This is a genomic window from Streptomyces pratensis, assembly GCF_016804005.1.
Taxonomy (GTDB): domain Bacteria; phylum Actinomycetota; class Actinomycetes; order Streptomycetales; family Streptomycetaceae; genus Streptomyces; species Streptomyces pratensis_A.
Genome location: NZ_CP051486.1, coordinates 6,903,003 through 6,927,490, shown reverse-complemented (window position 1 = coordinate 6,927,490; position 24,488 = coordinate 6,903,003). Strand labels below are relative to the sequence as shown.

Here is a 24,488-nt window from a genome sequence, read left to right as displayed (position 1 = left end):
TATGGAGCGAATCGACGCGGTCCTGATCGACATCGACGGGGTGCTCACGGTGTCCTGGGAACCGCTGCCCGGCGCCGTGGATGCCATGGAGCGGCTGCGTGCCGTGGACGTCCCGCTGGCGCTGGTGACCAACACCACGTCCCGGACGCGCGCCCGGATCGCCGAGCGCCTCGCGGACTCGGGCTTTCCCGTCGGTCCCGACGACATCCTCACGGCGCCCGCGGTCACCGCCGCCCACCTCCGTGAGCACCACCCCGGAGCCCGCTGCCTGCTGATCAACACCGGTGACGTGAGGGGCGACCTGTCCGGGGTGACCCTCGTCGAGGAGGAGGACGCCGAGGGTGCCGTGCCCGATGTGGTCGTCCTCGGCGGCGCGGGCGGAGCCTTCACGTACTCGGCGCTCAACCGCGCCTTCCGCCACGTCCAGCAGGGCGCGGCCCTGGTCGCCATGCACCGCAACCTGTACTGGCGTACCGCCGGTGGGCTCGACCTCGACACCGGGGCGTTCCTCCTCGGTCTGGAGCGTGCCGCCGGTACCGAGGCCGTCGTCACGGGCAAGCCGGCCAGGGCGTTCTTCGCCGCCGCGCTGGCCCACCTCGGCGCCGCCCCGGGGAGGGCGCTGATGGTCGGCGACGACATCGAGACGGATGTGCTGGCCGCGCAGCGGCACGGCATCACCGGGGTGCTGGTCAGAACCGGCAAGTACCGGCCCGGGACCCACGCGGCCGCCGACGGCGCTCCGGACCACGTGGTGGACTCGTTCGCGGACGTTCCCGCCCTGCTGGAAGGGCTGAGGCGTTGAGCCGGTCCGGACGCAGGGTGAACGGGCCGGGCCGGCGCCCCGCCACGAAGAGCCCTGGATGATCCGATACAGACCCTGTCCTCCGACCCGGACGGTCATTCATCCATGAATGTGGTGCGGGGTGTGCGGGTACCGGTGGCCGAGGCTCCGTCCCGGGCTCGCGGAAGGGCGCTTCGGCATGGGCGTCACTGGACGGCCCGGAGCCGGCCGTGCGTCGGCAGGCCTCGAAGCCCGTCCACTGCCCGCGCTGTTCCCTCGTCCGCGGGGAGGAGGACGACCAGCTGTTGGGAGTCCGAAGGGAGGTCCAGCGTCTCGCGGAGCAGCCGGAGTTCGCACCCCGACGGGTGGTTGAGCCGCAGGGCCCCGCGTCGCGGGACCACATGGCCGTTCAGGCGGCCGGTGAAGTCGGGACCGGCGACGGGGGCGAGTTCCGCGGTGAACCACTCGGTGTTCTCGATGGAGGGCGCGAGCCACAGGTCGAAGGCCTGCTCGTCCGCGACGTCGTCCCAGTCGGCGAAGAACGCCCGGGCACGGGGGTCGGTGAAGACATAGCGGGTGAGGTTCGGGACATCGTGGTCGAGCAGTCCGGTCCCGCTCGTCACCGACTCGTACGCGCTGGTGCGGGCCAGGACGTCTCCCAGCCGGTTGGTCACCATGGCGATGCCGGGTTCGAGAAGGCGAAGCGTCTCCAGGACCGGCGGACGGACCTCACGGGGCGGTGGCGCGGGCTGGGTGTGGGCGGTGCATTCGCCGCCGCTGATCTTGGTGAGGTAGCGGAGGTGGCTGCGCTCCGAGGGGGCGAGGCTGAGCGCGTCCGCGACCGCGTTCACCACAGCGACCGAGGGGTTGCGGTCCCGGCCCTGTTCCAGGCGGGTCAGATACTCCACGCTGATACCGGCCCGTCCGGCGAGGTCCGAGCGCCGTAGCCCGGGTGCTCTGCGGCGGCCGTGGTCCGGCAGTCCCAGTGACTGCGGCTGGATGCTGTCACGCTTGGCCCGGATGAAATCTCCCAACGGCGTCCCCATGCATCGAGGATATGGCCTGGGGCGCGGGCCGCGGAGGGCTCAGGGTGGCCCTGCGGGGGCCAGCCTGAGCACGGTCTGGCTGGGGTCGCGGTGCGGGCCGATCGTGGTGCGCATGGACAACGACAAGTACAAGCTGGTGATCATCGTCGGAAGCGTCCGCGAAGGACGTTTCGGCCCGGTCGTGGCCTCGTGGGTCGCCGAACAGGCGGACAGCCACGGCGCTTTCGACGTGGACGTCGTGGATCTCGCAGACATCGACATTCCCCTGGAGCTTCCGGCGGCGTCGCCGAAGTACGCGGCGGACGACTACCCCCGCCCGGCCGGGATGGCGCCACTGACGTCCGCCCTGGAGGGCGCTGACGCCTTCGTCGTCATCTCGCCCGAGTACAACCACAGCTACCCAGCTTCCTTGAAGGCGGCCATCGACTGGCACTTCACCCAGTGGACGGCAAAGCCCGTCGCCTTCGTCAGTTACGGAGGGGCGGCAGGCGGCCGGCACGCGGTGCTGCACCTGGAGAACGTGCTGACCGAATTGCACGCCGTGACGATCCGGGACGGTCTCGCCTTCCCGAACTACTACTCGGTGTGGGAGGACGGCCGCCCCCTCGACCCTGAGGCCTCCGGGTACGCCAAGACGCTGCTCGAACAGCTGGCCTGGTGGGCGGGCGCTCTCCGGACGGCGCGCGAGGCGGTTCCCTACCCGGCGTGACGGCGGAGCCCCGGTGACAGCCGGACGGCGCCGGACCCTTCCCGTCTTGAACCACGGGAGCGGCCCGGCGCTCACGCGTTCGCCGCGCCGCAAGAACTACCGTGCCCGTGTCCCCGGAGGAAGAGCCTGCCGAGGGCGACGGCTCCGCTCACGCCACATCACGCCGCGCACCGCGCGGGGGCGAGGTGATCCCTCGGTGGGCGACACGCCCGACTCGGACTTCACGACGCGACCACTGTCATGTCACGAACGTGTCCTGAAGACGATCAAGAGGCAACTCGGGCGACCGCACCGGCCCTCTGGGAAGACACGAAGCCACACGGGCGAACGGTCGCCCGGTTCGCCCGCCTGCTCCCCAGGAGCGACAGCCCCCACGCAGAGGACAGCAGCATGCGCACTCGGAAGATCTCGGTACTGACCATGACCGCAGTGGCCCTCGGCCTCGCGCTGACGGCTTGCGACACGGGCGGTGGCGACAACGCGTCGTCCTCAGCCAGCAGTTCATCCGCCACCGTCGCGGGCACCCCGCAGTCCGACACCGCGGAGGGCAAGTCGTCCGGCACGCCCGCCGAGTCCGGCACGAAGTGCACCGATCAGGTCGACTACGCGGGCGACTCGCGGTCGAACGCGGAGATCAACTCCATCGGTGAGGACACGGGGACGTGCCCGCCGGTGCAGAAGTCCGGCGAGGCGTCGGGTACGCCGAAGGACCCCGGCGCGAAGTGCACCGACCAGGTCGACTACGCGGGCGACTCGCGGTCGAACGCCGAGATCAACTCCATCGGTGAGGACACGGGGACGTGCCCGCCGGTGCAGAAGTCCGGCGAGGCGTCGGGTACGCCGAAGGACCCCGGCACGAAGTGCACCGACCAGGTCGACTACGCGGACGACTCGCGGTCGAACGCCGAGATCAACTCCATCGGTGAGGACACGGGCACGTGCCCGCCGGTGAAGCAGAAGTAACTCGCTGACGTCCCTGAAGGAGGAGTCCCGAGGCCTGCCGACGGCGGACAGAGTCAAGCCGCGAGCTGCCCTGGCGCTCGAATGCCGCCCTCGCGCCACGGGTCCGTCCCCGGCCGCAGGTCGGCGAACCGGGGCGGCGAGGTCACGACTGCGTCGTCCGGACGAAGTGCGGGCACCTCGCCCAGGCGAATCGCGAAGCAGGCGAATCACGAAGCACCCCTGGTGTGTTCGCCGCACCCCTGGGCGAGGCGTGTAAGAGACCAAGTGGTTCGGCGACGGGGATTCCGCCGACACAGGTCGAGGAGGGGGCGGGTGACGGCGTGCCGTCCCTCCCGGCCGTGTACACCCGCTGCCTGTCGGGCCGGTTCTCCGAACTCGAAAGACGGATGGACGCCGGGGAGGACCACCCCGCGCTGACTGACGAAGGCTGAGGGGGCGCGGAGAACTTCTCCGCGCATTCTTGGTGGCCACCCGTGGAGACCCGGTGACAGCCGGACTGTGCCGGACCGTCCTCGTGGTCGCGTGAGGCAGGTCCGGCGCTTACGTTCCTGCTGCGCATCGCTCGTTATCGTGCCTCTGAACAGCGAAAAGGCCCTCCGGGGTGGAGGGCCTCGCAGTGGTGCGCGATGTGCGCCCCCGGCAGGACTCGAACCTGCGGCCAAGCGCTTAGAAGGCGCCTGCTCTATCCACTGAGCTACGGGGGCCGGGTGACGGCCTGCTGCCCCGGAGGGCACTGGTTCAAGCCATCCGTGACCTTGCGGGGACAAGGATAGGGCTCAGATCGCCTCGTCCCGGTTGCTTCACCTGCGTGGCACGATGTGGAGGTTCGGTGAAGCGAACCGATAATCGCAGGTAGGTGCGATTCATGCATCGCTTTTGGCGCCTCGCGCCCCGGGTGTTGTGCACTCGTTATGCCTGCGCCCCACTCGTCCCCTCTGTCCCCCGGGGTGGATTCGCCGCGCAGAGAGGCCTATACGCTTCAAAAAGGCGTCAAAATTGGGCATTCTTCACATGTGGTAACCATGGATGTACGGCCCCAGCTCATCGACGCACTTTCCGCCCTGCGCGACCGTGTCGCTGCCGTGCGTCTTCCACTTCCACTGCCGGGTGCCCCGCGCGCCCGGCAGACGCGGACCGAACTGCTCGCCCAGCTCGACGACTACCTCGTACCCCGTCTCAAGGATCCCGAGGCACCGCTGCTCGCGGTGATCGGGGGATCCACCGGCGCGGGCAAGTCGACGCTCGTCAACTCGCTGGTGGGATGCCGGGTCAGTGAAGCAGGTGTGCTGCGCCCGACCACACGGACCCCCGTGCTCGTCTGCCACCCCGACGACCACCACTGGTTCGCCGGGGTGCGGGTGCTGCCGCAGCTGACCCGGGTGTGGCTGCCCCCGGGGCAGGTCCCGGACCCGGACGGGCTCGACCACCTCGGGGGCGAGCGGGACCGGGACGACACCGTGCTTCGCGTGGAGACGGCGGCGACCCTGCCCCGGGGGCTCGCGCTCCTGGACGCCCCCGACATCGATTCACTCGTCGTGCGGAACCGGGTCCTGGCCGCCGAGCTCATCTGCGCAGCCGACGTATGGGTCATGGTCACCACCGCGTCCCGGTACGCGGACGCCGTGCCGTGGCATCTGCTGCGCACCGCCAAGGAGTACGACGCCTCCCTGGTCACCGTCCTGGACCGGGTGCCGCACCAGGTGATCGCCGAGGTGTCCCGGCAGTACGCTGCGCTGCTCACCCGGGCCGGCCTGGGTGAGGTGCCCCGCTTCACCATTCCTGAGCTGCCCGAGTCCGCGGGCGGAGGCAGCGGACTGCTGCCCACCACCGCCGTCGCGCCCCTGCGCGCGTGGCTCACCCACCGGGCGCAGGACCCGGCGGCCCGTCAGCAGGCCGTGGGGCGTACGGCGTCGGGGGTCATCGACTCCCTCAACGTACGGATGCCCGAGCTGGCCGGAGCGGTAGCCGCCCAGTACGCCGCGGCCGTCCGGCTGACCGGTGTGGTCGAAGAGGCGTACGTGAAGGAGCTGTCGCGCGTGCGGCTGCGGCTCCGGAACGGTGCCGTGCTCGCCGGCGGCGCCCGCACCCGGTGGCGTGGATACCCGCTGTACAGCACGGCGGCGGAGCTCCTGGATGCCTTGGTGGACAGCCTGGTGGCCCTGCTGCAGTGCGCCGTGGCGGCCTCCGACGAGCAGATCCGGGCGATCTGGCAGCGAGAGCCCGCCGCCGGGAACTTCCGCTTCGAGGACGCGGGCCGGGAGGCCGGCGGATGGGGGCCGGCCGAGGACATCCAGGGCCGGATCGGCATGGCCGTACGCCGCTGGCGGCGAGTGCTGGAGGAACTGGCCGAGGAGGAGGCGCGGCTGCTCGACCGCAGTGCCGCGCCCGACGCCGAGACGGTGGCGGCGCTGCTGGCAGCCGCACTCCTCGGCGGGCGCCGCGCCAGGGGCGCCGGGGAGCAGCTCGCCGAACGGATCGGCGCCCAGGGTGCGCTGCGCCTCCGCGACAAGGGCGGGGCGCTGCTCACCGAGTGCCTGGACCAGGTCATGCACGGCGAACGCGACCGGCGGCTCGCCCCGCTGGACGCGCTCGAGGTCGCCCCCGAGCCACAGGCCGAACTGATCGCCGCGCTGTCCGTACTGCAGAAGGAGAGGTGGCAGCGATGACTGCCGTCACTGACCAGGGCCGGGACCACGGACGGGGACCGGAGGGCGAAGGCGCGGGGGAGACCCGGGGGGACGACGGGCGGCGCTGGGACGACGGGCTCATCGCGCGCCGTGCGGCCGAGGCCGCACAGGAGGGTGCGGAGGCCGAGCCGGTTCCGGCCGGCCAGGACGATCCGGAGCCCCAGGTCGAGGCATACGGCCTGCCCGGCAGCCCTCTGCGACCGCGGCTGGACGCGCTGCGGGAACTGGTCGGGCTCTCCCGCGCCAGGCTCGACGGCGCCACCCTCGCCGAGGCGGGGCGCGTGCTCGACGAGGCGTCGGCCCGCCAGCGGCTCTCCTCCCGGCACACCGTCGTGGCCGTCGCGGGGGCCACCGGCAGCGGGAAGTCCACCCTCTTCAACGCGCTCGCGGGCGTCCATATCTCCGACACCGGGCTGCGCAGGCCGACCACCTCGGCCCCCATCGCGTGCAGCTGGACCGACGGCGCCGCGGGACTGCTGGACCGGCTGGCCATCCCGGGGCGGCTCCGGCGCAGGCCGGTACAGGGCGGCACGCCCGTCGACGAGGCGCTGCAGGGTCTCGTCCTGGTGGACCTGCCCGACCACGACTCGGCGGCTACCGGCCACCGGGAGCAGGTTGACCGGGTGCTGGCCCTGGTCGACGCGGTGATCTGGGTCGTCGACCCGGAGAAGTACGCCGACGCCGCCCTGCACGAGCGCTATCTGCGTCCCCTCGCCGGGCACGCCGAGATCTCCTTCGTCGTGCTCAACCAGATCGACCGGCTCCCGGCCGAGGCCGCCGACCTGGTCCTGGACGATCTGCGCCGGCTGCTCGACGAGGACGGCATGGCGGTGGGGGAACACGGCGAGCCGGGCGTCACGGTCATGTCCCTGTCCGCGCTCACGGGTGCCGGGGTCGGTGACCTGCGCGAACTGCTCGGCAGGTTCGTCCAGGACCGCACAGCCGCGGCGCGCAGGCTGTCCGCCGACGTGGACGCCGCCGCCGCGCGGCTCCGGCCGGTGTACGTCGCCGAGGGACGGCCGGGGCTCGGCGAGCGGGCCCGCGAGGAGTTCACCGACCGGCTCGCGGAAGCGGTCGGCGCGGGGACGGCGGGTCAGGCGGCGGAGCGGGAGTGGCGCAGGAACGCGGGGCGGGCGTGCGGGACGCCCTGGCTGCGGCTGTGGCGCTGGTACGAGTCCACCAGGCAGCTGGGCGGACTCGACCTCATGGCGCAGGCGCTCGCACCGCCGGAGGAGGAGCTCACCGCCCGGCAGCGTGTGGAGCAGGCCGTGCGGAAACTGGCCGACGACGCCGTGGACGGGCTGCCCTCACCGTGGGCCCAGGCCGTGCGCGAGGCGGCGGTGAACGGGGCGAAGGGGCTTCCCGAGGCCTTGGACGAGCTGACACGGAACGCCCAGGCCGGAGGCCGGGGCCGTGGAGGGAACCGGGACACCGGAGCCGGCCCGGTGGGCCCCGGCGGGCGGACCACGGGCGTACAGGACACGGCCGAGGGGCAGGGGAAGCGGGAATCCGGCTCCGTGGGCAGAGCGGTCGCGCCCGGCGCGGGGGCTCCGGGCGGGCGTGGCACCAGGCCGCCGCGCCCGGCGTGGTGGCCCGCGGCGGTGCTCGCCCAGGCCTCGATGACCTTGCTCCAGATCTTCGGCGGGCTGTGGCTGCTGGGCCAGATCGTCGGCCTGCTCGAACCGGGCCTGCTCACCCCGGCCCTGCTCATGCTGGCCGGAGTCGTCGGAGGGCCGCTCGTCGAGTGGTCGTGCGCGGCCGCCGCGCGGGGGCCCGCCCGCCGGTACGGCCAGGAGGCGGAACGGCGGCTGCGCGAGGCCGCGGCGGGTTGCGGCAGGGCCAGGGTCCTCGACCCGGTGGCGGCGGAACTGGCGCGCTACCGCGAGGTGCGGGAGCGGTATGTGGCGGTGACGGAGTTGTCCACAACCGGCGGGTAATCCACAGGCCTCGGCGGGATTCCCGGTTTCCGTCCAGCATGGTTCGCAGCGGATCAGACAGACGCGCCGGACCGCACGTCATCGCACCTCATCGGTGCAGGGCGGGCAGCGGTACGGAAAGCGGACGGAATGCGGCAGGAATCGGGGGACGGGAAATGAACGAGACCTTGGTGACGCTGGTGGGAAACGCCGCGACTCCGGTGGACTTCCGGGAGACGGCGACAGGATCGACGGCGCGATTCCGATTGGCGGTGACGCCCCGGAGGTGGGACCGGGAGCAGCAGATCTGGGCGGACGGCCGCACCGGTTTCTACACCGTGTGGGCACGGCGGACACTCGCGGCGAATCTGTCCGGCTCGGTCTCGGTCGGGGAACCGCTCGTCGTGCACGGCAGGCTGAAGGTGCGCGAGGAGGAGCGGGACGGGGTGTGGAAGACCTCCGTGGACATCGAGGCTCTGGCGGTGGGGCACGACCTGACCAGGGGAACGGCCGCGTTCCGGCGGGTCGTCAGAGGCGACCCCGCACTCACGGCGCCTACGCATCGTCAGAAACCGGCCACGGAAATGGCATCGGTGTCCTGAAGGGGAGGGGGCGCGCCGAACAGGGCTATAACGATTATGAGTCGGAATGGTTGTCTGACGGCATGACGGGGGATTCCTCTTCGCTCGCTCCATACGATTCCCCAGTACTCATGCGGCACTTGAGTTTGCTGGCGGGACACCTCCCACACGCGCATCATGCGTGAGGTCTCGCCCGGAGGGGAATTCTGTGTTTTTTGTGTCTTCAGCATCCACTTCGTCGTCGACGGCGGCGACGGAGGGCTCCATGGGGAGCCGGGGCGGGAGCAGGCGGCCTGCCGGGGACGGCCGGGGCCGCGGTCTCGTCAGAGCGGCAGCCGCCATGGTGGCCGGCGGGCTGGTCGCTGCGGGAACCCTCGTCGGCGCCACGACGGCGGCGGCGGACGAGACGGGTCAGCACCAGGGCGGGGCGACCGCGGTGCTGGACGGGCTGAAGACGTATGACAGCGCCGTGCTCCGCACCGGAGGCGAGGGCGGCGGCGCGGGCACGACGCAGGAGCTCCCCGCCGGCCTCTTCGAACTGGACGTCGACGGCGGCGGTCAGCTGAAGACGTACTGCATCGACATCCACAACCCCACCCAGGACCGGGCGAAGTATCTGGAGACCCCCTGGGACCAGACCTCTCTCGGCGCCAATGAGAACGCCGGCAAGATCCGCTGGATCCTGCAGCACTCGTACCCGCAGGTCGACGACCTCGCGGCGCTCGCCGACAAGGCAGGCACCGGGCCCCTCACCGCGAGGACGGCGGCGGCGGGCACCCAGGTCGCCATCTGGCGCTTCTCGGACGAGGCCGATGTCGAGGCCAAGGACGCGCAGGCGGAGAAGCTGGCCGACTGGCTCGAGGAGAAGGCGGAGAGCGTCGCGGAGCCCAAGGCCTCCGTGGCGTTGGAGCCCGCCGCGGTGTCCGGCAAGGCCGGTGAGCGGGTCGGCCCGGTCACCGTGCGGACCGACGCCGGCCAGGTCTCCGTGACCCCGCCGGCCGACGCCGCCGCAGGCGGGGTCAAGGTCACCGACAAGGACGGCAAGCCCCTCACCGAGGCCACCGACGGCACCGGCCTCTACTTCGACATCCCCGAGGGCGCCGCGGACGGCTCCGCCTCGCTGACCGTCCAGGCCACCACGTCCGTGCCCGTCGGCCGGGTCTTCGCCGGGCTGACCAAGAGCCAGACCATGATTCTGGCCGGCTCCAGCGAGTCCACGGTCACCGCGACGGCGAGCGCCACCTGGGCCGAGAAGGGCGCCGTGCCCGCGCTCACCGCGCAGAAGAACTGCGCCAAGGGCGGTGTGGACATCACGGCGGACAACAAGGGCGACGAGGCGTTCACCTTCGAGCTGGCCGGCACCGAGCACACCATCCCGGCGGGTGAGACCCGCACGGTGACGATCCCGGTCGCCGAGGACCAGGCGTACGACTTCACGATCACCGGCCCCGGCGGCTACAGCAAGAACTTCAGGGGCGTCCTGGACTGCGCGACCGCCGGTACCCCCGCCCCGGGTGATGGCATCGGCACCCGGAGTGGCTCCGATCCCGTGCCCGCGCAGACCGGCACCAGCTCCACCGGCGCCGAGGGCGACCTCGCCGCGACCGGCGGCTCCAGCAGCACCCCCGTCATCGCGGGTGTCGCCATCGCCCTCGTCGTCCTCGGCGGCGGCGCGGTCTTCCTGCTCCGCAGGAAGAAGCCGCAGGACAGCGGTGAGTGACTGAGCACAGGCGCAGCGGGAATGCGCCGGTGAACGGCCCGGTACGGACGACCCCCGTACCGGGCCCTTCGCGTCCCGGGGCGCACGCGGGGCCGTTCCGGCGGGCTGGACGGATGTGCCGGGACGGTACCGGGGACCGGACTGGTTTCCGTCCGGGCGCGGACGTCAGGCAAGATGGGTGTATCTGCCCACACCTCTATTGCTGCCGGACGGTTTCTCTTGGCTGAGTACATCTACACCATGCGCAAGACGCGCAAGGCGCACGGCGACAAGGTGATTCTCGATGACGTCAACCTGAACTTCCTGCCCGGCGCGAAGATCGGTGTCGTGGGACCCAACGGTGCCGGTAAGTCCACGGTGCTGAAGATCATGGCGGGCCTGGAGCAGCCGTCCAACGGTGACGCCTTCCTGTCGCCCGGGTTCAGCGTCGGCATCCTCATGCAGGAGCCGAAGCTCGACGAGAGCAAGACCGTCCTCGAGAACGTCCAGGACGGCGCGGCCGAGATCATGGGCAAGCTCAAGCGCTTCAACGAGGTCGCCGAGCTCATGGCGACGGACTACTCCGACGCGCTCATGGACGAGATGGGCAAGCTCCAGGAGGACCTGGACCACGCCAACGCGTGGGACCTCGACGCCCAGCTGGAGCAGGCCATGGACGCCCTGGGCTGCCCGCCCGGCGACTGGCCCGTCGACAACCTCTCCGGCGGCGAGAAGCGCCGCGTGGCGCTCTGCAAGCTCCTCATCGAGGCCCCGGACCTGCTCCTCCTCGACGAGCCCACCAACCACCTCGACGCCGAGTCGGTGAACTGGCTGGAGCAGCACCTCTCGAAGTACCCGGGTGCCGTCGTCGCCGTCACCCACGACCGGTACTTCCTGAACAACGTCGCCGAGTGGATCCTCGAGCTCGACCGCGGCCGTGCCCTGCCCTACGAGGGCAACTACTCCACGTACCTCGACAAGAAGGCGACCCGCCTCAAGGTCGAGGGCCGCAAGGACGAGAAGCGCGCCAAGCGGCTCAAGGAAGAGCTCGAGTGGGTCCGCTCGAACGCCAAGGGCCGCCAGACCAAGTCCAAGGCGCGTCTCGCCCGTTACGAGGAGATGGCGGCCGAGGCGGACAAGATGCGGAAGCTGGACTTCGAGGAGATCCAGATCCCGCCGGGCCCGCGGCTCGGTTCCATCGTCGTCGAGGTCGAGAACCTCTCGAAGGCCTTCGGCGACAAGGTCCTCATCGACGACCTGTCGTTCACGCTCCCGCGCAACGGCATCGTCGGTGTCATCGGCCCGAACGGTGCGGGCAAGACCACGCTGTTCAAGATGATCCAGGGCCTGGAGACGCCGGACTCCGGCGCCATCAAGGTCGGCGACACGGTCAAGATCTCGTACGTCGACCAGTCCCGCGCCAACATCGACCCGAAGAAGACCCTCTGGGCCGTCGTGTCGGACGAGCTGGACTACATCAACGTCGGCCAGGTCGAGATGCCCTCGCGGGCGTACGTGTCCGCGTTCGGCTTCAAGGGCCCGGACCAGCAGAAGCCGGCCGGCGTCCTGTCCGGTGGTGAGCGCAACCGCCTCAACCTGGCGCTGACGCTCAAGGAGGGTGGCAACCTGCTGCTCCTCGACGAGCCCACCAACGACCTCGACGTCGAGACCCTGTCGTCGCTCGAGAACGCGCTGCTTGAGTTCCCCGGAGCGGCTGTGGTCATCTCCCACGACCGCTGGTTCCTGGACCGCGTCGCCACGCACATCCTGGCGTACGAGGGCGACTCCAAGTGGTACTGGTTCGAGGGCAACTTCGAGTCGTACGAGAAGAACAAGATCGAGCGCCTCGGTGCGGACGCGGCCCGCCCGCACCGTGCCACGTACAAGAAGCTGACGCGAGGCTGATCGACTTGGCCCGTCACATCTACAGCTGCCCACTGCGCTGGTCGGACATGGATGCCTTCGGCCACGTGAACAACGTGGTCTTCCTCCGCTACCTGGAGGAGGCGCGCATCGACTTCATGTTCCGGCTGGCGCCGGGGGACGGCTCGCCGTCCTTCTCGGGCGGCTCCGTGGTGGCCCGGCACGAGATCGACTACGTGCGCCCGCTCGTCCACCGGCACTCGCCGGTGACCATCGAGTCCTGGGTCACGAAGATAACCGCCGCGTCGCTGACGATCGCCTACGAGGTCAAGGACCCCGATCAGGTCTACGTGAGGGCGTCGACGGTCGTCGTGCCCTACAACCTGGCCGAGGAGCGGCCCCGGCGGATCACCGCCGAGGAGAAGCTCTTCCTCCAGGAGTACCTCGATCAGGAGCCCGCCGTCGCATGACAGTGTCTGTGCGGTCGCCACGTTTCGCGGATGCGAGGGAGGCGGCGGATCTCGCCGCCTTCCTCGGCCGGCTGCTGCACTACGACCGGGCTGCCGCCGTCCGCCTCCAGGCGGGCGGCGGCGCGCTGGCCGTGTTCGGCCGGCCGCCGTCGTTCGAGGTCCTCGCGATCCGGACGGTCCGGCTGTCCGGGGCCCACGACTTCGACGTCACGGTTTCGGCCGGTGAACTCCTCGAAGCGCTGAACACGGACGTGGACGACGGGGCGGCCGGGGTGAGCGCCCTGCCGGAGCCCGTCACCGGGCCGCCGTGGGCCGGGATGCTGCCGCCGCGAGGCGGCTGGCAGGAGCGCCCCGGGCTGCCGGGGCCCATGGAACTGCGGAACGAGCTCGCCGCCGCCGTGGCCGAATTCCGGGCCCGCGACGCGGCGCTGCCCGAGGACCGGCGCATCCGGGCGGAACGCGACCTGATCGGCCGCGACATCTGGTCCCGGACGGTCGGGGACACCGAGCTGCCACTGCGCGCCGTGCACGCCGCCCAGTCACTCGGCTTCCTGCGCGCGGCGCCGGGCTTCCCCGTCGCGCTGCTCACGGCCGGACCCTGGCTGCGGCTGCGCACGCCGTACGGATCGATCGCCCTGCGGGGCGCGGGTGGCGGCGGCCTCGGCACACTCGCCGTGACGGTCGGAACCGCCTGAAGTCCTCCGCCCGGGCCGTCCGGCGCGTCCGTCCGGAGGGCTCCGCTGCCGGGCAGACCGGCAGGACGGTCCGCTCCGCACGAGCCTTCCGCGCCCCCCGGGGTGTGGGGTCCCCGATGCGGGGTTCCGGTCCCGCGCTCCCAGGGTGTGGGTCCCGCGCTTCCCAAGGTGTGGGCCCCCGTTCCGCGCTCCCAGGGTGTAGGACCTGTTCCGCGCTTCCCAAGGTGTGGTCCCCCGTTCCGCGCTCCCAGGGTGTAGGACCTGTTCCGCGCTTCCCAAGGTGTGGTCCCCGAGCCTGGCTCCGGTGCGTGCGGGCCCCGGTTCCGTGCCGGGGCTACTCCTTCGGCGCGTCCGGCCACACCCCGATGTGGTCCTGCTCCAGCTCCAGCATCACCCGGTGCTCCATCCCCAGCGCCTCGGTGTAGTCGGCGGGCAGTTGCAGCCGGCCGGCCCGGTCGAGCATCGCGTACTCCCGCGCCACCTGGGACTCCTGCCCCGTCGCCGCGTCCACCTCGGTGCGCCGCAGTACTTCGGAGGACGTGCGGCCGTCGCGGATCGCGACGGTGCGGCGCACCTCGCTCGCCACCGCCTGGTCGTGGGTGACGATGACAATCGTCGTACCGAGCTCCTCGTTGGCACGGCGGAACGCCGCGAACACCTGCTCGCCGGTCGCGGAGTCCAGCTCGCCGGTCGGTTCGTCGGCGAGCAGCACCGAAGGGTTGTTGGCCAGGGCCACCGCGATCGCCACCCGCTGCTGCTGGCCACCGGACATCTGGGCGGGGCGGCGGTCGCGGCAGTCCGCGACGTCCAGCATCTCCAGCAACGACTCGGCCCGCGCGGCCCGTTCGCGGTTCCGGCCGCCCCCGCGCAGCTGCATGGGGAGCGTGATGTTCTGCACGGCGGTCAGATACGACAGCAGGTTGCGGGAGGTCTGCTGCCAGACGAAGCCGACGATGTCGCGGCGGTAGCGCAGCCGTTCCTTCTGCCCCATCGCCAGCAGGTCGCAGCCCGCCACCTTCGCCGCCCCGGCCGTGGGGACGTCCAGGCCCGCGAGGATGTTCATCAGGGTCGACTTCCCGCTGCCCGAAGCGCCGACCAGCGCCATCAGCTCCCCCTGGGTTACCAGCAGATCGAGCCCCTGGAGAGCCTGCACCTCCACCCCGTCCGTGGAGAAGATGCGCACCAGCCGGTCGCAGGCGATCAGGGCGTCGTGCCCGTACGACGGCCTGTCACGGCGCGCGGCGGCCCTCTGTTCGAGTTCCGCCAGAGTGGTCTCTGTCGACGATGTCACCGGGTGTCTCCTGCCCTGAGTTCCTTGATCGATCCACGACGGCTCGCCCACCACGCCTGGACGCCGGCCACGGCGGCTGCGAGGAGCACCACTCCGGCCGCCGGCAGGACCAGCGACCGCAGGTCGGCCCGCAGGGAAGCGGCGTCCGGTGTCGAGGGGTCGCCACCGGCGAGAGCCAGCGCGCCCAGATCGACACCGGGGGCCAGCAGGACGATGGTCGCCCAGCCGACGAGCAGTCCGCCGAACGCGGCCAGCAGAGCCTGCGGCATCGCCTCGAACGCGAGCAGCCGCCGCCCCTGGCGGGTGGTGAGCCCCATGGTGCGCAGCCGGGCCAGGAGCGTGGTGCGCTCCGGTGCTGTCTGCAGCAGGGAGAGACCCACGGCGAGCAGCGCGTATCCGGCGCCCGCGACGACGGCCGCCCCGTAGATCTGTTCCGCGCCCGACTGCATCGGGGTGTCCACGAACCTCTCGCGTTCCGCCGTCCGCAGCCGCAGACCGAACGCCGGTCCCGCATCGTGTGCGGCGGCCAAGAGCTGCCGCTCGTCGAGCGGGGTTCCGGTGATCAGCAGCGTCGTGGGGTCCGGCCGGGCGAGCCCCGCCGCGTCGACGATCAGGAATTCCGCGTCGCTCACCGCGGAGGTCCGCGCGAGCACCCCGGCGACCCGCACCGTGATGTCCCCGGCCTGTGACCGGATGGTGTGGGGCCGCTCACCGAGCCGCTCCGCGAGGGCGGGTGAGACGACGGCTGGGAGCGCCCCGCCCTGCTCCGGCCCGCTTCTCAGCTCGGCCGTGGGAAAGGCCGGGAGCCCGGTGTCGCGGGCCAGGCGCGCGTACGACTCCGGTTCGACACCCATCAGGGTCGCGCGCTTCGTGTCCGATCTGGTGTCCTGGGCCGACGCCAGCGGAGTCCCGTACTCGATGCGCACGGCCGCGACGTCCTTGACGCCGTCCACCGCCCGCACCCGGCGGACCAGTCCGTCGGAGACCGGGGAGAGCCCGCCCTCGCCGCTGATCCTGGCGTCCGCGCCGACGGCCCGCAGCGCGGCGTCGTCGCGGGCGTCCGAGACCCCCGCGAGCACCGAGCCGCCGAACGCCGCCGTGGTCAGCGCGATCAGCAGGGCCAGCAACGGCAGCGTGCCGCTCGACGAGGCCCGGCCCGCTCGGGCCAGTGACAGGAAGCCGACCGCTCCGCGCAGGCGCGCCACGGGACGTGCCGCCAGCCGCAGGGGCAGCGGATACAGCCGCACGAGGACGAGCGCGGCGATCAGCCCCACCAGGACGGGCGCGGAACTGACCAGCAGGTCGGCGCCCGAGCCCGTCGACGTACCGCGTCGGCGCAGAGCCGCCACCGCGCCGGCCGCGAGGACCAGCAGGGTGAGTTCGGCCACCGTGCGGCGCCGGGAGGGCCGGGCGTTCATCAGGTCGTCGCGGGGGCCGTGCAGCAGTGGCCTGCGGTGCTGCACGGCGGTAAGGAGCGGGAGGACCACGCAGACGAGCGCCGCGACGGCGGCGGCACCGGCCAGGGCGGGGAGGAACCGCGCTTCGCGGACGAGCAGGACGGCCGCCAGCAGCCCGAGCGCCGCCGCCGGCAGCACGGCGACCGCCGTCTCGGCCAGCAGCCGCCCGCCGATGCCCTTCAGCGAGCCACCCCGGGCGCGCAGCAGGGCCAGCTCATGGTGGCGGCGGGCGCTGATCAGCCCGCCCGTCATCAGCAGGACGACGGCGGCGACCGCCCCGATCCCGACGGCGGCCACGGTGACGACGGGGCCGATGGCGGATCGCATCGACGAGTAGGCGCCGACTATCGCGTCGAGGTCGGTGGTGAGCGTGGTGTTCGGCCCGGTGATGTCGCGCAGCTCCAGCAGCCCGGGGCCGTTCTCCACCGCCGCGACGCCGGTCGACAGCCCGGGGACGTCGGCTGCGGTCAGGTCCGTGGCATCGGGGGCGAGGCGCCAGTAGAGCTCCGGTTCACCGGTGGTGGCGAGCAGTGCCGGACCGCTGTCCGGGGGCAGCAGCAGCGTCGCCCGCCAGTAGAAGACAGGCGTCGGGGACCCCGGGTCCCGGACCAGGGACGGGGCGCGGAACAGCGGATCGACCGTCCAGTAACCGGTCTCCGGGTGCAGCGGTGCGACGATGCCGGTGACGCGCACGGTGAGCGGCGAACCGCGCCCCGTGGGTACGGCGATGGTGGAGCCCGGCTTCATCTTCAGCTCCGACGCCGTCTCCTCGGTGACGGCCGCCTCCACCTCACGGGTCTCCGGAGCCACCGTGCCCCGCGCCACGGGCCAGCGCCCCGACCGCAGGGTGCTGTGGCCGGGGAGCGCCGACGGGGCGGCGTACGTGAGCCGGGGCGGCAGCGCGTCGGGCCGGGGCAGCCAGGCCTCGTCGGCGGCGAGGGGTTCGGTCGTGTGCACCCCGTACGAGGAGTTGGGCACATCGGCGCGTACGGGATCCGGGAGCGCGTCGACCAGCGCGCCGTAGGCCGACGACAGGGCCGTCTCCCGCATCGCGCCCTCACGGACCGAGGGCGCCTGCCCGAGTGGGGGCGGCGGTGTCGTCACTTCGAGGACGCTCTGCCCGGGTGAGGCGGTCGTGATGTCGTGGCGCAGCGCCTTCGTCTCGTACGCGTCCACGGAACGCGGAAAGGCGGCGGCGAGGAAGGCGGTCAGGAACACGAGGACCGCGAGGGCGGCGGAGATACCAGGGGCGGTACGCAGCCTCGTACGCACCCAAGGGGCGCAGGCGGCGGTGATTCCGGTCGCGTTCATCTCAGTTGTCCCCCTGGTGGCGCAGCGACACCGCAGGATCGGCGCGGCGCAGTGTGATCGCGGCGACGATCAGCAGCGGCAGTGCTGCGACCGAGACGAGCAGGGCCGCGACCTGCCCGGCCGGCAGCAGCACGAGCACATCCGGCACGGGCCTGGCGGCCTGCCCGGTCAGCACGACGAGAGGCACGACGGCCCGGGTGAGTGCCGCCCCGAGGACGAGACCGATCAGCAGGGCCAGGGAGATCAGCACGCCCTGTTCGGCGGCCGTCATCCGGGCCAGTCGTCGACGGGGCGCGCCCAGGGCCCGCAACACGGCGAATTCGGCGGCCCGTTCGCGCTGCGAGCCCACGAGACCGACGGCGAATCCGACCGCGGCCAGTGCTGCGGCCACCACGGCGACGGCGAGCAGCGCGGACTGCGGACCCGCCCCCAGCGGATCGTCCGCCAGTTCCCGTGCCACCTCGTCACGCACCCGCACCTGCGCCGGATCGGTGCCGGGCAGCGCGCGCAGACCGGCCGCCACCTTCGCGCCGTCGCCGGGTGCGGTGCTCAGCCACCACTCGGTGGGCGCGAGGGCGGCACCCGTCCGGTGGGCGAGCACCTCGGACACCGCCCTGAGGTCGAGCAGCAGGCTGCCGCCGGCCTTCGCGGAGGAGCCGTCCGAGGCGCCCTCGGGCGCACCGGCGGCCGCCCCGGGGCCTGTGGTCGGGAGCTGCCGCACCGACTTCACGAGGGTGACCCGGACCGTGTTCCCCGCCAGCGTGAGGTCGATCTCCTGGCCGGGCTCCGCCCCCGCGTACGTCAGATACGCGTCGGTCGCCACGGCCTTCAGGGCGGGGGCCGCCGGGCGGACAGCGGTGATCCGGAGGGTGTTCACCGGGTCGCCGTAGAAGCCGCCGTCGGGGCGGGTGTAGCCGGTCCCGTACCGGAAGGCCGGCGACGCGCCGGAGCCCGTCACCGCCTCGGGCGTCTCTCCGGCCTGCTCCTCCCCTGCCGCGGCCATGGTCACCCCCGCCTGCCAGCGAACTCCGCCGGAGCCGGAGACCGGCTGCTCGCCGCTGTCCGCGGTGAGGGCCCGGAGCCCGGTCACGGAGACCAGCCGCTTCTCAGAACGGACCGAGGGCACATCGCCGTCCAGCTCGAAGCCGGTCACCGCCAGTCCCCCCGGCGCCGACACGGGGAAGGACACGGCGTGTGCGCGGCCGTCGACGGGGACACTGCCCGCCCCGACCCGGTACCCGATGCCGTAACGGTCCTCCAGCAGCACGCTGACCAGTGCCGTCGAACCCGACGGGGACCTCCCGCCGGGCGCCGAGGTGTCACGGACCCGCAGATCGAACATCACCCGTTCCGCGCCCTCGGGCATGACGACCCCGGTCCGCGCGGTCCTCGGCGGTGCGATCGCGTCGAACAGCTCCTGCGGTGACGCACCGGAAAGGTCCTCGCGCATCAGCATCCGCTCGTCCGCGTGCGCGGTGTCCAGGGCGAGCACCTCGGCCGTCCGCCCACCGGAGAGGTCGGCCGTCGTACGGAACGCCGGAGCCGCCTCCCGGACGCCCGGCAGATCCGTGTAGGCGGCGGCCTTCGCGGGGTCGCCGGACAGCGTGCCCACCACGCGCACCGACGCGCCCGACCTGAAGTCGGCCTGGTCACGCTGCGAGCGGTCCCAGGACGCGCTCTGACCGATAGCCAGCATGCCCATGGCGACCGCCAGGACCAGCAGCAGCACCGGGCCGGCACCCCGCAGCGGCCGTCGGCTGAACTGCCAGCCGGCCAGGGCCGCGGACAGCCCGCGCCCGCCCGCCGCCCGGCGTTCGGCGAGCCGGGCGGCCGGGGGGAGCAGGCGCAGGGTGAGGACGGTACCCGCGAGCAGGGCCAGCGCGGGGGCGGCGACGAGCAGCGGATCGACACCCAGCTCGCCGTCCCGGTCCCCACTGAGCGCACCGCCGCCGGTCGCGCCGGTCTGCCGGTCCAGCTGCCAGTACGCGACCCCGGCGATCAGCAGCAGTCCGATGTCGGCGCCCGCTCGCACCGCGGTGGGCAAGGCGGCGGCACGTGCCCCACGGCGGCCTCCCGCGCCCGAGGCCAGGGCGGGCGCGACCACGGCCAGCGCACACGCCAGCGCCACGGCGCCCGCCACCAGCCAGACCGTGCCGTCCACCCCGCCGTCGAGCCGCAGCCCGATCCTGCCGAGCTCGCTCCGGTCCGCGAGCAGCCTGGTCAGCGGACCCGCGAGCAGCGGCGCGACGACGGCCGCCGGCACCGCGAGCAGCAGCGCCTCGACCGCGGCGAGCGAGGCGATCCGGCCCCTGGATCCGCCCCGGGCACGCAGCAGTTCGGTCTCGCCGCCGCGCTCGCTGCTCAACAGCCTGGCGACGAGCAGCAGGGCGTAACCGGCGAGCAGGACCAGCTGCACGGCGACGATCATGATCGTGGAGCGGGACACCAGCAGTGCCCGCTCCATCTGGTCGATGACGGTCGGCAGCGCCGTCCGCACCGTGGCCCCGTCCGCGAACACCGCGGAGGCGGACAGCGCCTTCGGCCCGTCCTTCGACGCCCGGTGCAGCGCCCCGGTCCTGTCGGTCGTCACCGTACGGAAGTCGGCGGCGGCCAGCCAGGACACCTGACCGGCGCTGATCCGGCCGGAACCGAGCACCTCGGGATCGGCCAGCAGCGGGCCGTATGTGGTGAAGACGACCTTGCGGGCGCCGCGACCGCCGAGCGGGTCCAGCTGCCAGTACGGGTCGTCCAGATCGGACGCCTCGTAGAGCCCGGTGATCACGACCGGCAGCCGCGCCTCGGTCAGGCGGTCGGTGAGCGACAAGCGGGAACCCGGTGCCAGCTTCAGCGCCTCGGCGGCGGCGCGCGGCAGTGCCACCTGCACGGGTTCCCCCGCGCTCCCCGCCCCGGCGTCCGGCATGCGGCCGGCGACGAGACGGACACTGCCGCGGTCGAGCGAGGCGAGATGCGTCAGATCGGGCTCACCCCGCTGAGCGGAGGGTGTCCGGAGGCCCTGCGGCAGGGCGTACGTTCCCGAGCCCTCCAGCTTCCGCACGGTCACCGGCAGCCCGTCGAACGTCTCGCGGGCCGCCTGCCGCACCGTGGCGTCCGCCTCCTCGCGCCGCTCCCGGTCCACATCGGCGGAGACGAAGAGGGAGGCCCGCTCGGCGGAGCGGTGGGTGAGGGTGTGCCGCAGCGCCGCGTCGCCCATGGAACCGCCGAAGGCGGTGAGCGCGGCCAGCACAGCTGTGGTGAGCAGCACGGCCAGGACGGCTGCGGAGAGCAGGAGCCTGTGCGCCCGCACCCGCAGAAAGACGAACCCCGTCACCTGATCCCCCGCACCCTCAGCAGCCACACGCTCCATGGCGTGCACCGGATGCTTTCAGAGTGCACGGGCTTCTGGAAACCGCTTGTGAAGGCACCTTGATGGGATCGTGACCGTTATTCGGTTACGGAGCGCAGTATTCCGCACACGGGTCAGTCCGCGGTGTTGACCATCGAGGCGGCCGCGTAGGTGAGGTAGTCCCACAACTGCCGTTCGTGCTCCGGAGGGAGGCCGAGTTCGTCGAGGGCCACCCGCATGTGGCCGAGCCAGGCGTCGTGCGCCGCCCGGTCCACCCGGAACGGGGCGTGCCGCATCCGCAGCCGGGGATGCCCCCGCTGGTCGCTGTAGGTGCGCGGACCGCCCCAGTACTGCATGAGGAACAGCGCGAACCGTTCCTCGGCCGGACCCAGATCCGCTTCCGGGTACATCGGCCGCAGCAGCGGGTCGTCCGCGACGCCCTGGTAGAAGCGGTGGACCAGGCGTCGGAAGGTCTCCTCGCCGCCGACCTGCTCGTAGAAGGTCTGCTCCTGAAGCGTGTCGCGCGGAATCTCTGTCACCCGTCCATCGTCGCAGACGCACCGGCCGAGGACCGGGGTCCTAGGACCCCGGTCCGAATCGGCGGGCGGCCCCGCCCCGTCGGATCAGTCGCGGCGGACCGTGATCGTCGTCCACGCACCGACGTGCACCTGGTCACCGTCATGGAGCGGAACGGGGACATAGGGCTGGATCGGGTCCTCGGCGCCGTTGAGCGTGGTGCCGTTGGTGGAGTTCTGGTCGACGACGGCCCAGCTGCCGTCCGGCTGCTGCACCAGTACGGCGTGCTGGTGCGAGACACCCGGGTCCTCGGGCGGTACGGAGAGATCGACGTCGGGGGACTCGCCCGTACTGTGCCGGCGGCGGCCGATCGTGATCTGGCTGCCGGTGAGCGCGAGGCGCTGCTCCGGAGAGTAAGCGGGCAGGTTGAGCCCGGTCGCCTCGGGACCGCTGCGCTGCATCATCGCCAGGAAGTAGTCACGGTCCGGGGCGATGACGGCAGTCCAGCTGCCCGGCCCCTGGTCCCGTCCGCCCTGGGCGGGACCCTGGCCGGGGAACTGCTGCTGAGGGGGCTGAGGCGCCTGAGGTGCCTGTGGCGTCTGCGGTCCCTGAGGGCCCTGCTGGAAGGCCTGCGGGGGCTGCTGCTGAGAGGGCGGCGGCAGCATCCAGTCGTCGCCACCACCGGTCCCCGGTGCCTGAGGCCGCTGAGGAGCCGGAGGCGCGGACTGCTGGAACGACGGCGGAGGCGGGCCCTGCCGCTGCGGCTCGAACGGCGACGGCTGCCCGCCCTGCGGACCGGGGCCGTGCTGACCCTGCGGGCCGGGTCCCTGGGGGCCCTGTCCCTGGGGACCCTGTCCTTGAGGGCCGGGTCCATGAGGGCCGGGTGCGTGCGGACCGGGTCCGTGCTGACCCTGCTGGCCGGGTCCCTGGGGGCCCTGACCCTGCGGTCCCTGACCCTGCTGGCCCGGGACCTGCGGCTCGAACGGCGACGGGGGGCCCTGACGGCCCGGCTGTCCGGGCTGCCCCGGCTGTCCCTGCGCCTCGAACGGGGAGGGCGACTGCTGCTGGAACGACGGAGGAGGCGGCGGCCCCTGCTGGAAGGAGGGCGGGGGCGGCGGCGGGCCCGGCCGGCCGCCGTCCTCCGGCGAGAGCGGCTCGGCCGGCCGGTTCATCTGCGAAGGACGGGAGCCCTGGTACTCGAACGGGTCCCGCTGCTGCTGCGGCGGCGGGCCCTGCTGCGACTGGAATCCGGGCGGCAGATTCAGGCCGGGGGCCGGACCGCCCGCGCCCCCCTGCGGGGCGAGCGGGGTGTACGAGGTCGCCGTGTTCGTGAGGAAGTTCCAGCGGCACTCCTCGCAGTACGGCGCCATCGCCTCACGCGGGGTGCGGCACTGCGGGCAGAGCTCGGCCTGCATCGTCGGCTGCCCGGCGCCGGTGCCGGGCACCTGCGGGTAGCCGTAACCGGGCGCGGGGGGTGGAGGCGGCGGCGGGGGGACCGCGCCCGAGGGCGCGCCCGTCCCGGCCATGCGATGTCCGCAGACCTCGCACCAGTCCTCGGAACCCGACTGGTGTCCGTTCGGGCAGGTCGGCATGTCGGCGCTTCCCCCTCTCCTCGTCCGGCCCGGAGGCCGCCATGCTTGTCGGTGCACCGTCCGGTCGGCCGGGTGGCTCTCCGTACGGTTGTGTCGTTGTCGTTCGTGTCGCTATTTCTTGACGCGAACTGTCTTGGTCGAGCGCGTTTCGAGTGTCATCTCGTCCGCTTCCGCGACCCTCGCTTTCAGTCGCACAGTACCGGTCGCCGCGTCGACGACGTCGACCACCTTCGAAAGCAGTTTCGCAGTATCCGCGTTTCCGGAGGCCGACGCGAGCTGCACCGCACGCCCCAGTTTTGCCGTCGCGCCGTCGAAGTCTCCCGATTTGCGCGCATCCAGTCCCTGCTGGATGACTTGGGCCAGTTCCGCCTGGCCTGTGTAGTGCGCCACTTGGGGGTTGATCGAGGTGGACGCGGCCATGTCGTCCGTCCACACGGCCCGTACGAGGCCCTGGGACAGGGTCTGCGGGGCGCCCCCGTCAGACGGGGACGGCAGGATCAGCGAGGCACGGGCCGCCAGCATCTCCTGGCCGATCCCGGCCTCCGGGACCCTGACGCACACGTGGTAATCCCGGGACTCGTCGCCCCAGGAACCGGTGGGATAGTCCCCGGCGCGCGGCCCCGCCTCGGTGCGGCGGCCGGTGAGTTCGGAGACCGTGGGCGCCACCTGCTTGAGGAACACGATCTCGACGCCGACGGGTGTCCAGAGCCGCAGAGCCACGTCCGCGACCTCCTTGCCCATCGCGTTCTCCATCATCCGTGTGAAGTCCGCGGCGAGGCCGGCCGGATCGGCGACGATGTCAGCCGTGCCGAGCATGGCCGAGGCGATCGCTGTGACCTCTTTCACCTCCCAGTCGGTGCCGACACCTCTCGCGTCACAGGTGAACCGGCCCGCACAGGACTCCAGAGCGGCCCGCAGGTCCTCCGGGGATTCGTGCTCGTTGCGCCCGTCGGTGAGGAGGATGCCGTGCCGGATGTCGGCCTCCGCCTCCCCGAGCAGCCGGTCGGCCAGGCGCAGCCACGTCCCGATCGCGGTGCCCCCGCCCGCGCTCAGCCGGCGCAGGGCCTCCTTCGCCTGGGCCTTGGTCTGCGGGCCGGCCGTCGCCAGCCGGCCGTTGCCCGGGTACACGTCCTTGGCCACATGCGTTCCCGCGACCACCGCGAACCGCGTGCCGTCACGCAGGGTGTCGATGGCGGCCGCCGTCGCGTCGCGCGCGTTGCGCATCTTCGTCGGCGGGTAGTCCATCGAGCCCGAGCAGTCGACCATGAGCACCACGGCGGCGTTCGGGGCCTGACCCGGTGCCCGCCCGGATGCCGGTGCCCCGTCGGTCAGCGGCACTCCGCCGGTCGTCCCCCCGCCGGTGGACGTGACGGTGACGATCGCGTTGACGTCGCGGCCGCCCTCGGGCAGGAATTCGTTCTGGTACACCTCGACGGAGAACTGCGGCACGCCGGACTTGGAGAAGTTGGCCATCTGATCGGCTCCTTGAGGCTCCGCACATGTCGGACGAGGACAGTTGTGCGGTCGGGTTCAGGACGGAAGGCACGGGCCGCGGACGCGGGGTGCTC

General features: G+C 72.3%; 17 protein-coding genes and 1 tRNA gene. 10 read left to right on the top strand and 8 right to left on the bottom strand.

The annotated features are described in order from the left end of the window. The first annotated feature begins 1 nt into the window (after nucleotide 1). Nucleotides 2-802 carry an HAD-IIA family hydrolase gene (locus HED23_RS28920; protein WP_203186295.1) on the top strand — a complete coding sequence of 267 codons (801 nt, stop codon included), beginning with the start codon at nucleotides 2-4 and terminating at the stop codon, nucleotides 800-802. A gap of 185 nt (nucleotides 803-987) precedes the next feature. Here the strand turns inward: HED23_RS28920 and HED23_RS28915 are convergent, their stop codons facing one another. Further along, nucleotides 988-1,827 (bottom strand): helix-turn-helix domain-containing protein, encoded by an 840-nt coding sequence (locus HED23_RS28915; RefSeq protein WP_203186294.1) that lies wholly within the window; start codon nucleotides 1,825-1,827, stop codon nucleotides 988-990. 112 nt (nucleotides 1,828-1,939) lie between these two features. Between HED23_RS28915 and HED23_RS28910 the strand changes: the two genes are divergently transcribed. After that, nucleotides 1,940-2,536, top strand: a complete 597-nt coding sequence (locus HED23_RS28910; protein WP_203186293.1) for an NADPH-dependent FMN reductase — start codon at nucleotides 1,940-1,942, stop codon at nucleotides 2,534-2,536. Nucleotides 2,537-2,926: 390 nt separating this feature from the next. Beyond that, nucleotides 2,927-3,499, top strand: coding sequence for a hypothetical protein (locus HED23_RS28905; RefSeq protein WP_203186292.1), 573 nt, complete (start codon nucleotides 2,927-2,929; stop codon nucleotides 3,497-3,499). A gap of 631 nt (nucleotides 3,500-4,130) precedes the next feature. Here the strand turns inward: HED23_RS28905 and HED23_RS28900 are convergent. Next, nucleotides 4,131-4,203 (bottom strand) — tRNA-Arg (locus HED23_RS28900). 318 nt (nucleotides 4,204-4,521) lie between these two features. On the opposite strand from HED23_RS28900, the gene HED23_RS28895 reads away from it, so the two are divergent. The 7 genes from HED23_RS28895 to HED23_RS28865 all read left to right on the top strand — a co-directional run bounded on the left by HED23_RS28895 (nucleotide 4,522) and on the right by HED23_RS28865 (nucleotide 13,410). Continuing rightward, nucleotides 4,522-6,165, top strand: a complete 1,644-nt coding sequence (locus HED23_RS28895) for a dynamin family protein (RefSeq protein WP_203186291.1) — start codon at nucleotides 4,522-4,524, stop codon at nucleotides 6,163-6,165. Then, the gene (locus HED23_RS28890; RefSeq protein WP_203186290.1) at nucleotides 6,162-8,123 is read left to right on the top strand and encodes a YfjP family GTPase; all 1,962 of its coding nucleotides are present in this window, start codon (nucleotides 6,162-6,164) and stop codon (nucleotides 8,121-8,123) included. Before HED23_RS28895 ends, HED23_RS28890 begins: the two co-directional genes overlap by 4 nt. A 155-nt stretch (nucleotides 8,124-8,278) precedes the next feature. Next, the gene (locus HED23_RS28885) at nucleotides 8,279-8,704 is read left to right on the top strand and encodes a single-stranded DNA-binding protein (protein ID WP_203186289.1); all 426 of its coding nucleotides are present in this window, start codon (nucleotides 8,279-8,281) and stop codon (nucleotides 8,702-8,704) included. Between the two features lie 244 nt (nucleotides 8,705-8,948). Beyond that, the gene (locus HED23_RS28880; RefSeq protein WP_203186288.1) at nucleotides 8,949-10,403 is read left to right on the top strand and encodes a Cys-Gln thioester bond-forming surface protein; all 1,455 of its coding nucleotides are present in this window, start codon (nucleotides 8,949-8,951) and stop codon (nucleotides 10,401-10,403) included. Between the two features lie 219 nt (nucleotides 10,404-10,622). Further along, on the top strand, nucleotides 10,623-12,287 hold the full coding sequence (ettA, locus tag HED23_RS28875; RefSeq protein WP_203186287.1) for an energy-dependent translational throttle protein EttA: 1,665 nt from the start codon (nucleotides 10,623-10,625) through the stop codon (nucleotides 12,285-12,287). A 5-nt stretch (nucleotides 12,288-12,292) separates the two neighbouring features. Beyond that, on the top strand, nucleotides 12,293-12,715 hold the full coding sequence (locus HED23_RS28870) for an acyl-CoA thioesterase (protein ID WP_203186286.1): 423 nt from the start codon (nucleotides 12,293-12,295) through the stop codon (nucleotides 12,713-12,715). Next, entirely contained in the window at nucleotides 12,712-13,410 is a 699-nt protein-coding gene (locus tag HED23_RS28865) for a hypothetical protein (protein WP_203186285.1), read from the top strand. Before HED23_RS28870 ends, HED23_RS28865 begins: the two co-directional genes overlap by 4 nt. 334 nt (nucleotides 13,411-13,744) lie before the next feature. Here the strand turns inward: HED23_RS28865 and HED23_RS28860 are convergent, their stop codons facing one another. From HED23_RS28860 to HED23_RS28835, 6 genes are all read right to left on the bottom strand, one after another. Continuing rightward, entirely contained in the window at nucleotides 13,745-14,701 is a 957-nt protein-coding gene (locus HED23_RS28860; RefSeq protein ID WP_203186284.1) for an ABC transporter ATP-binding protein, read from the bottom strand. After that, nucleotides 14,698-17,469 (bottom strand): ABC transporter permease, encoded by a 2,772-nt coding sequence (locus HED23_RS28855; protein ID WP_203186283.1) that lies wholly within the window; start codon nucleotides 17,467-17,469, stop codon nucleotides 14,698-14,700. Before HED23_RS28855 ends, HED23_RS28860 begins: the two co-directional genes overlap by 4 nt. Before the next feature lies 1 nt (nucleotide 17,470). After that, on the bottom strand, nucleotides 17,471-20,797 hold the full coding sequence (locus HED23_RS28850) for an ABC transporter permease (protein WP_203187676.1): 3,327 nt from the start codon (nucleotides 20,795-20,797) through the stop codon (nucleotides 17,471-17,473). Between the two features lie 149 nt (nucleotides 20,798-20,946). Continuing rightward, nucleotides 20,947-21,351, bottom strand: coding sequence for a globin (locus HED23_RS28845; protein ID WP_203186282.1), 405 nt, complete (start codon nucleotides 21,349-21,351; stop codon nucleotides 20,947-20,949). Nucleotides 21,352-21,435: 84 nt separating this feature from the next. Then, a complete protein-coding gene (locus tag HED23_RS28840) occupies nucleotides 21,436-22,920 on the bottom strand; it encodes an FHA domain-containing protein (RefSeq protein WP_203186281.1) in 1,485 nt (494 codons plus the stop codon). 111 nt (nucleotides 22,921-23,031) lie between these two features. After that, nucleotides 23,032-24,393: a vWA domain-containing protein gene (locus tag HED23_RS28835; RefSeq protein ID WP_203186280.1), complete on the bottom strand. Its 1,362-nt coding sequence runs from the start codon at nucleotides 24,391-24,393 to the stop codon at nucleotides 23,032-23,034. Nucleotides 24,394-24,488 lie beyond the last annotated feature (95 nt).

Excerpts from the sequence above, each read along its gene's own strand:
- HED23_RS28920 (WP_203186295.1), top strand. The coding sequence starts at position 2 with ATGGAGCGAATCGACGCGGTCCTGATCGACATCGACGGGGTGCTCACG.
- HED23_RS28915 (WP_203186294.1), bottom strand. The coding sequence starts at position 1,827 with ATGGGGACGCCGTTGGGAGATTTCATCCGGGCCAAGCGTGACAGCATC.
- HED23_RS28910 (WP_203186293.1), top strand. The coding sequence starts at position 1,940 with ATGGACAACGACAAGTACAAGCTGGTGATCATCGTCGGAAGCGTCCGC.
- HED23_RS28905 (WP_203186292.1), top strand. The coding sequence starts at position 2,927 with ATGCGCACTCGGAAGATCTCGGTACTGACCATGACCGCAGTGGCCCTC.
- HED23_RS28895 (WP_203186291.1), top strand. The coding sequence starts at position 4,522 with ATGGATGTACGGCCCCAGCTCATCGACGCACTTTCCGCCCTGCGCGAC.
- HED23_RS28890 (WP_203186290.1), top strand. The coding sequence starts at position 6,162 with ATGACTGCCGTCACTGACCAGGGCCGGGACCACGGACGGGGACCGGAG.
- HED23_RS28885 (WP_203186289.1), top strand. The coding sequence starts at position 8,279 with ATGAACGAGACCTTGGTGACGCTGGTGGGAAACGCCGCGACTCCGGTG.
- HED23_RS28880 (WP_203186288.1), top strand. The coding sequence starts at position 8,949 with ATGGGGAGCCGGGGCGGGAGCAGGCGGCCTGCCGGGGACGGCCGGGGC.
- HED23_RS28865 (WP_203186285.1), top strand. The coding sequence starts at position 12,712 with ATGACAGTGTCTGTGCGGTCGCCACGTTTCGCGGATGCGAGGGAGGCG.
- HED23_RS28855 (WP_203186283.1), bottom strand. The coding sequence starts at position 17,469 with ATGAACGCGACCGGAATCACCGCCGCCTGCGCCCCTTGGGTGCGTACG.
- HED23_RS28840 (WP_203186281.1), bottom strand. The coding sequence starts at position 22,920 with ATGCCGACCTGCCCGAACGGACACCAGTCGGGTTCCGAGGACTGGTGC.
- HED23_RS28835 (WP_203186280.1), bottom strand. The coding sequence starts at position 24,393 with ATGGCCAACTTCTCCAAGTCCGGCGTGCCGCAGTTCTCCGTCGAGGTG.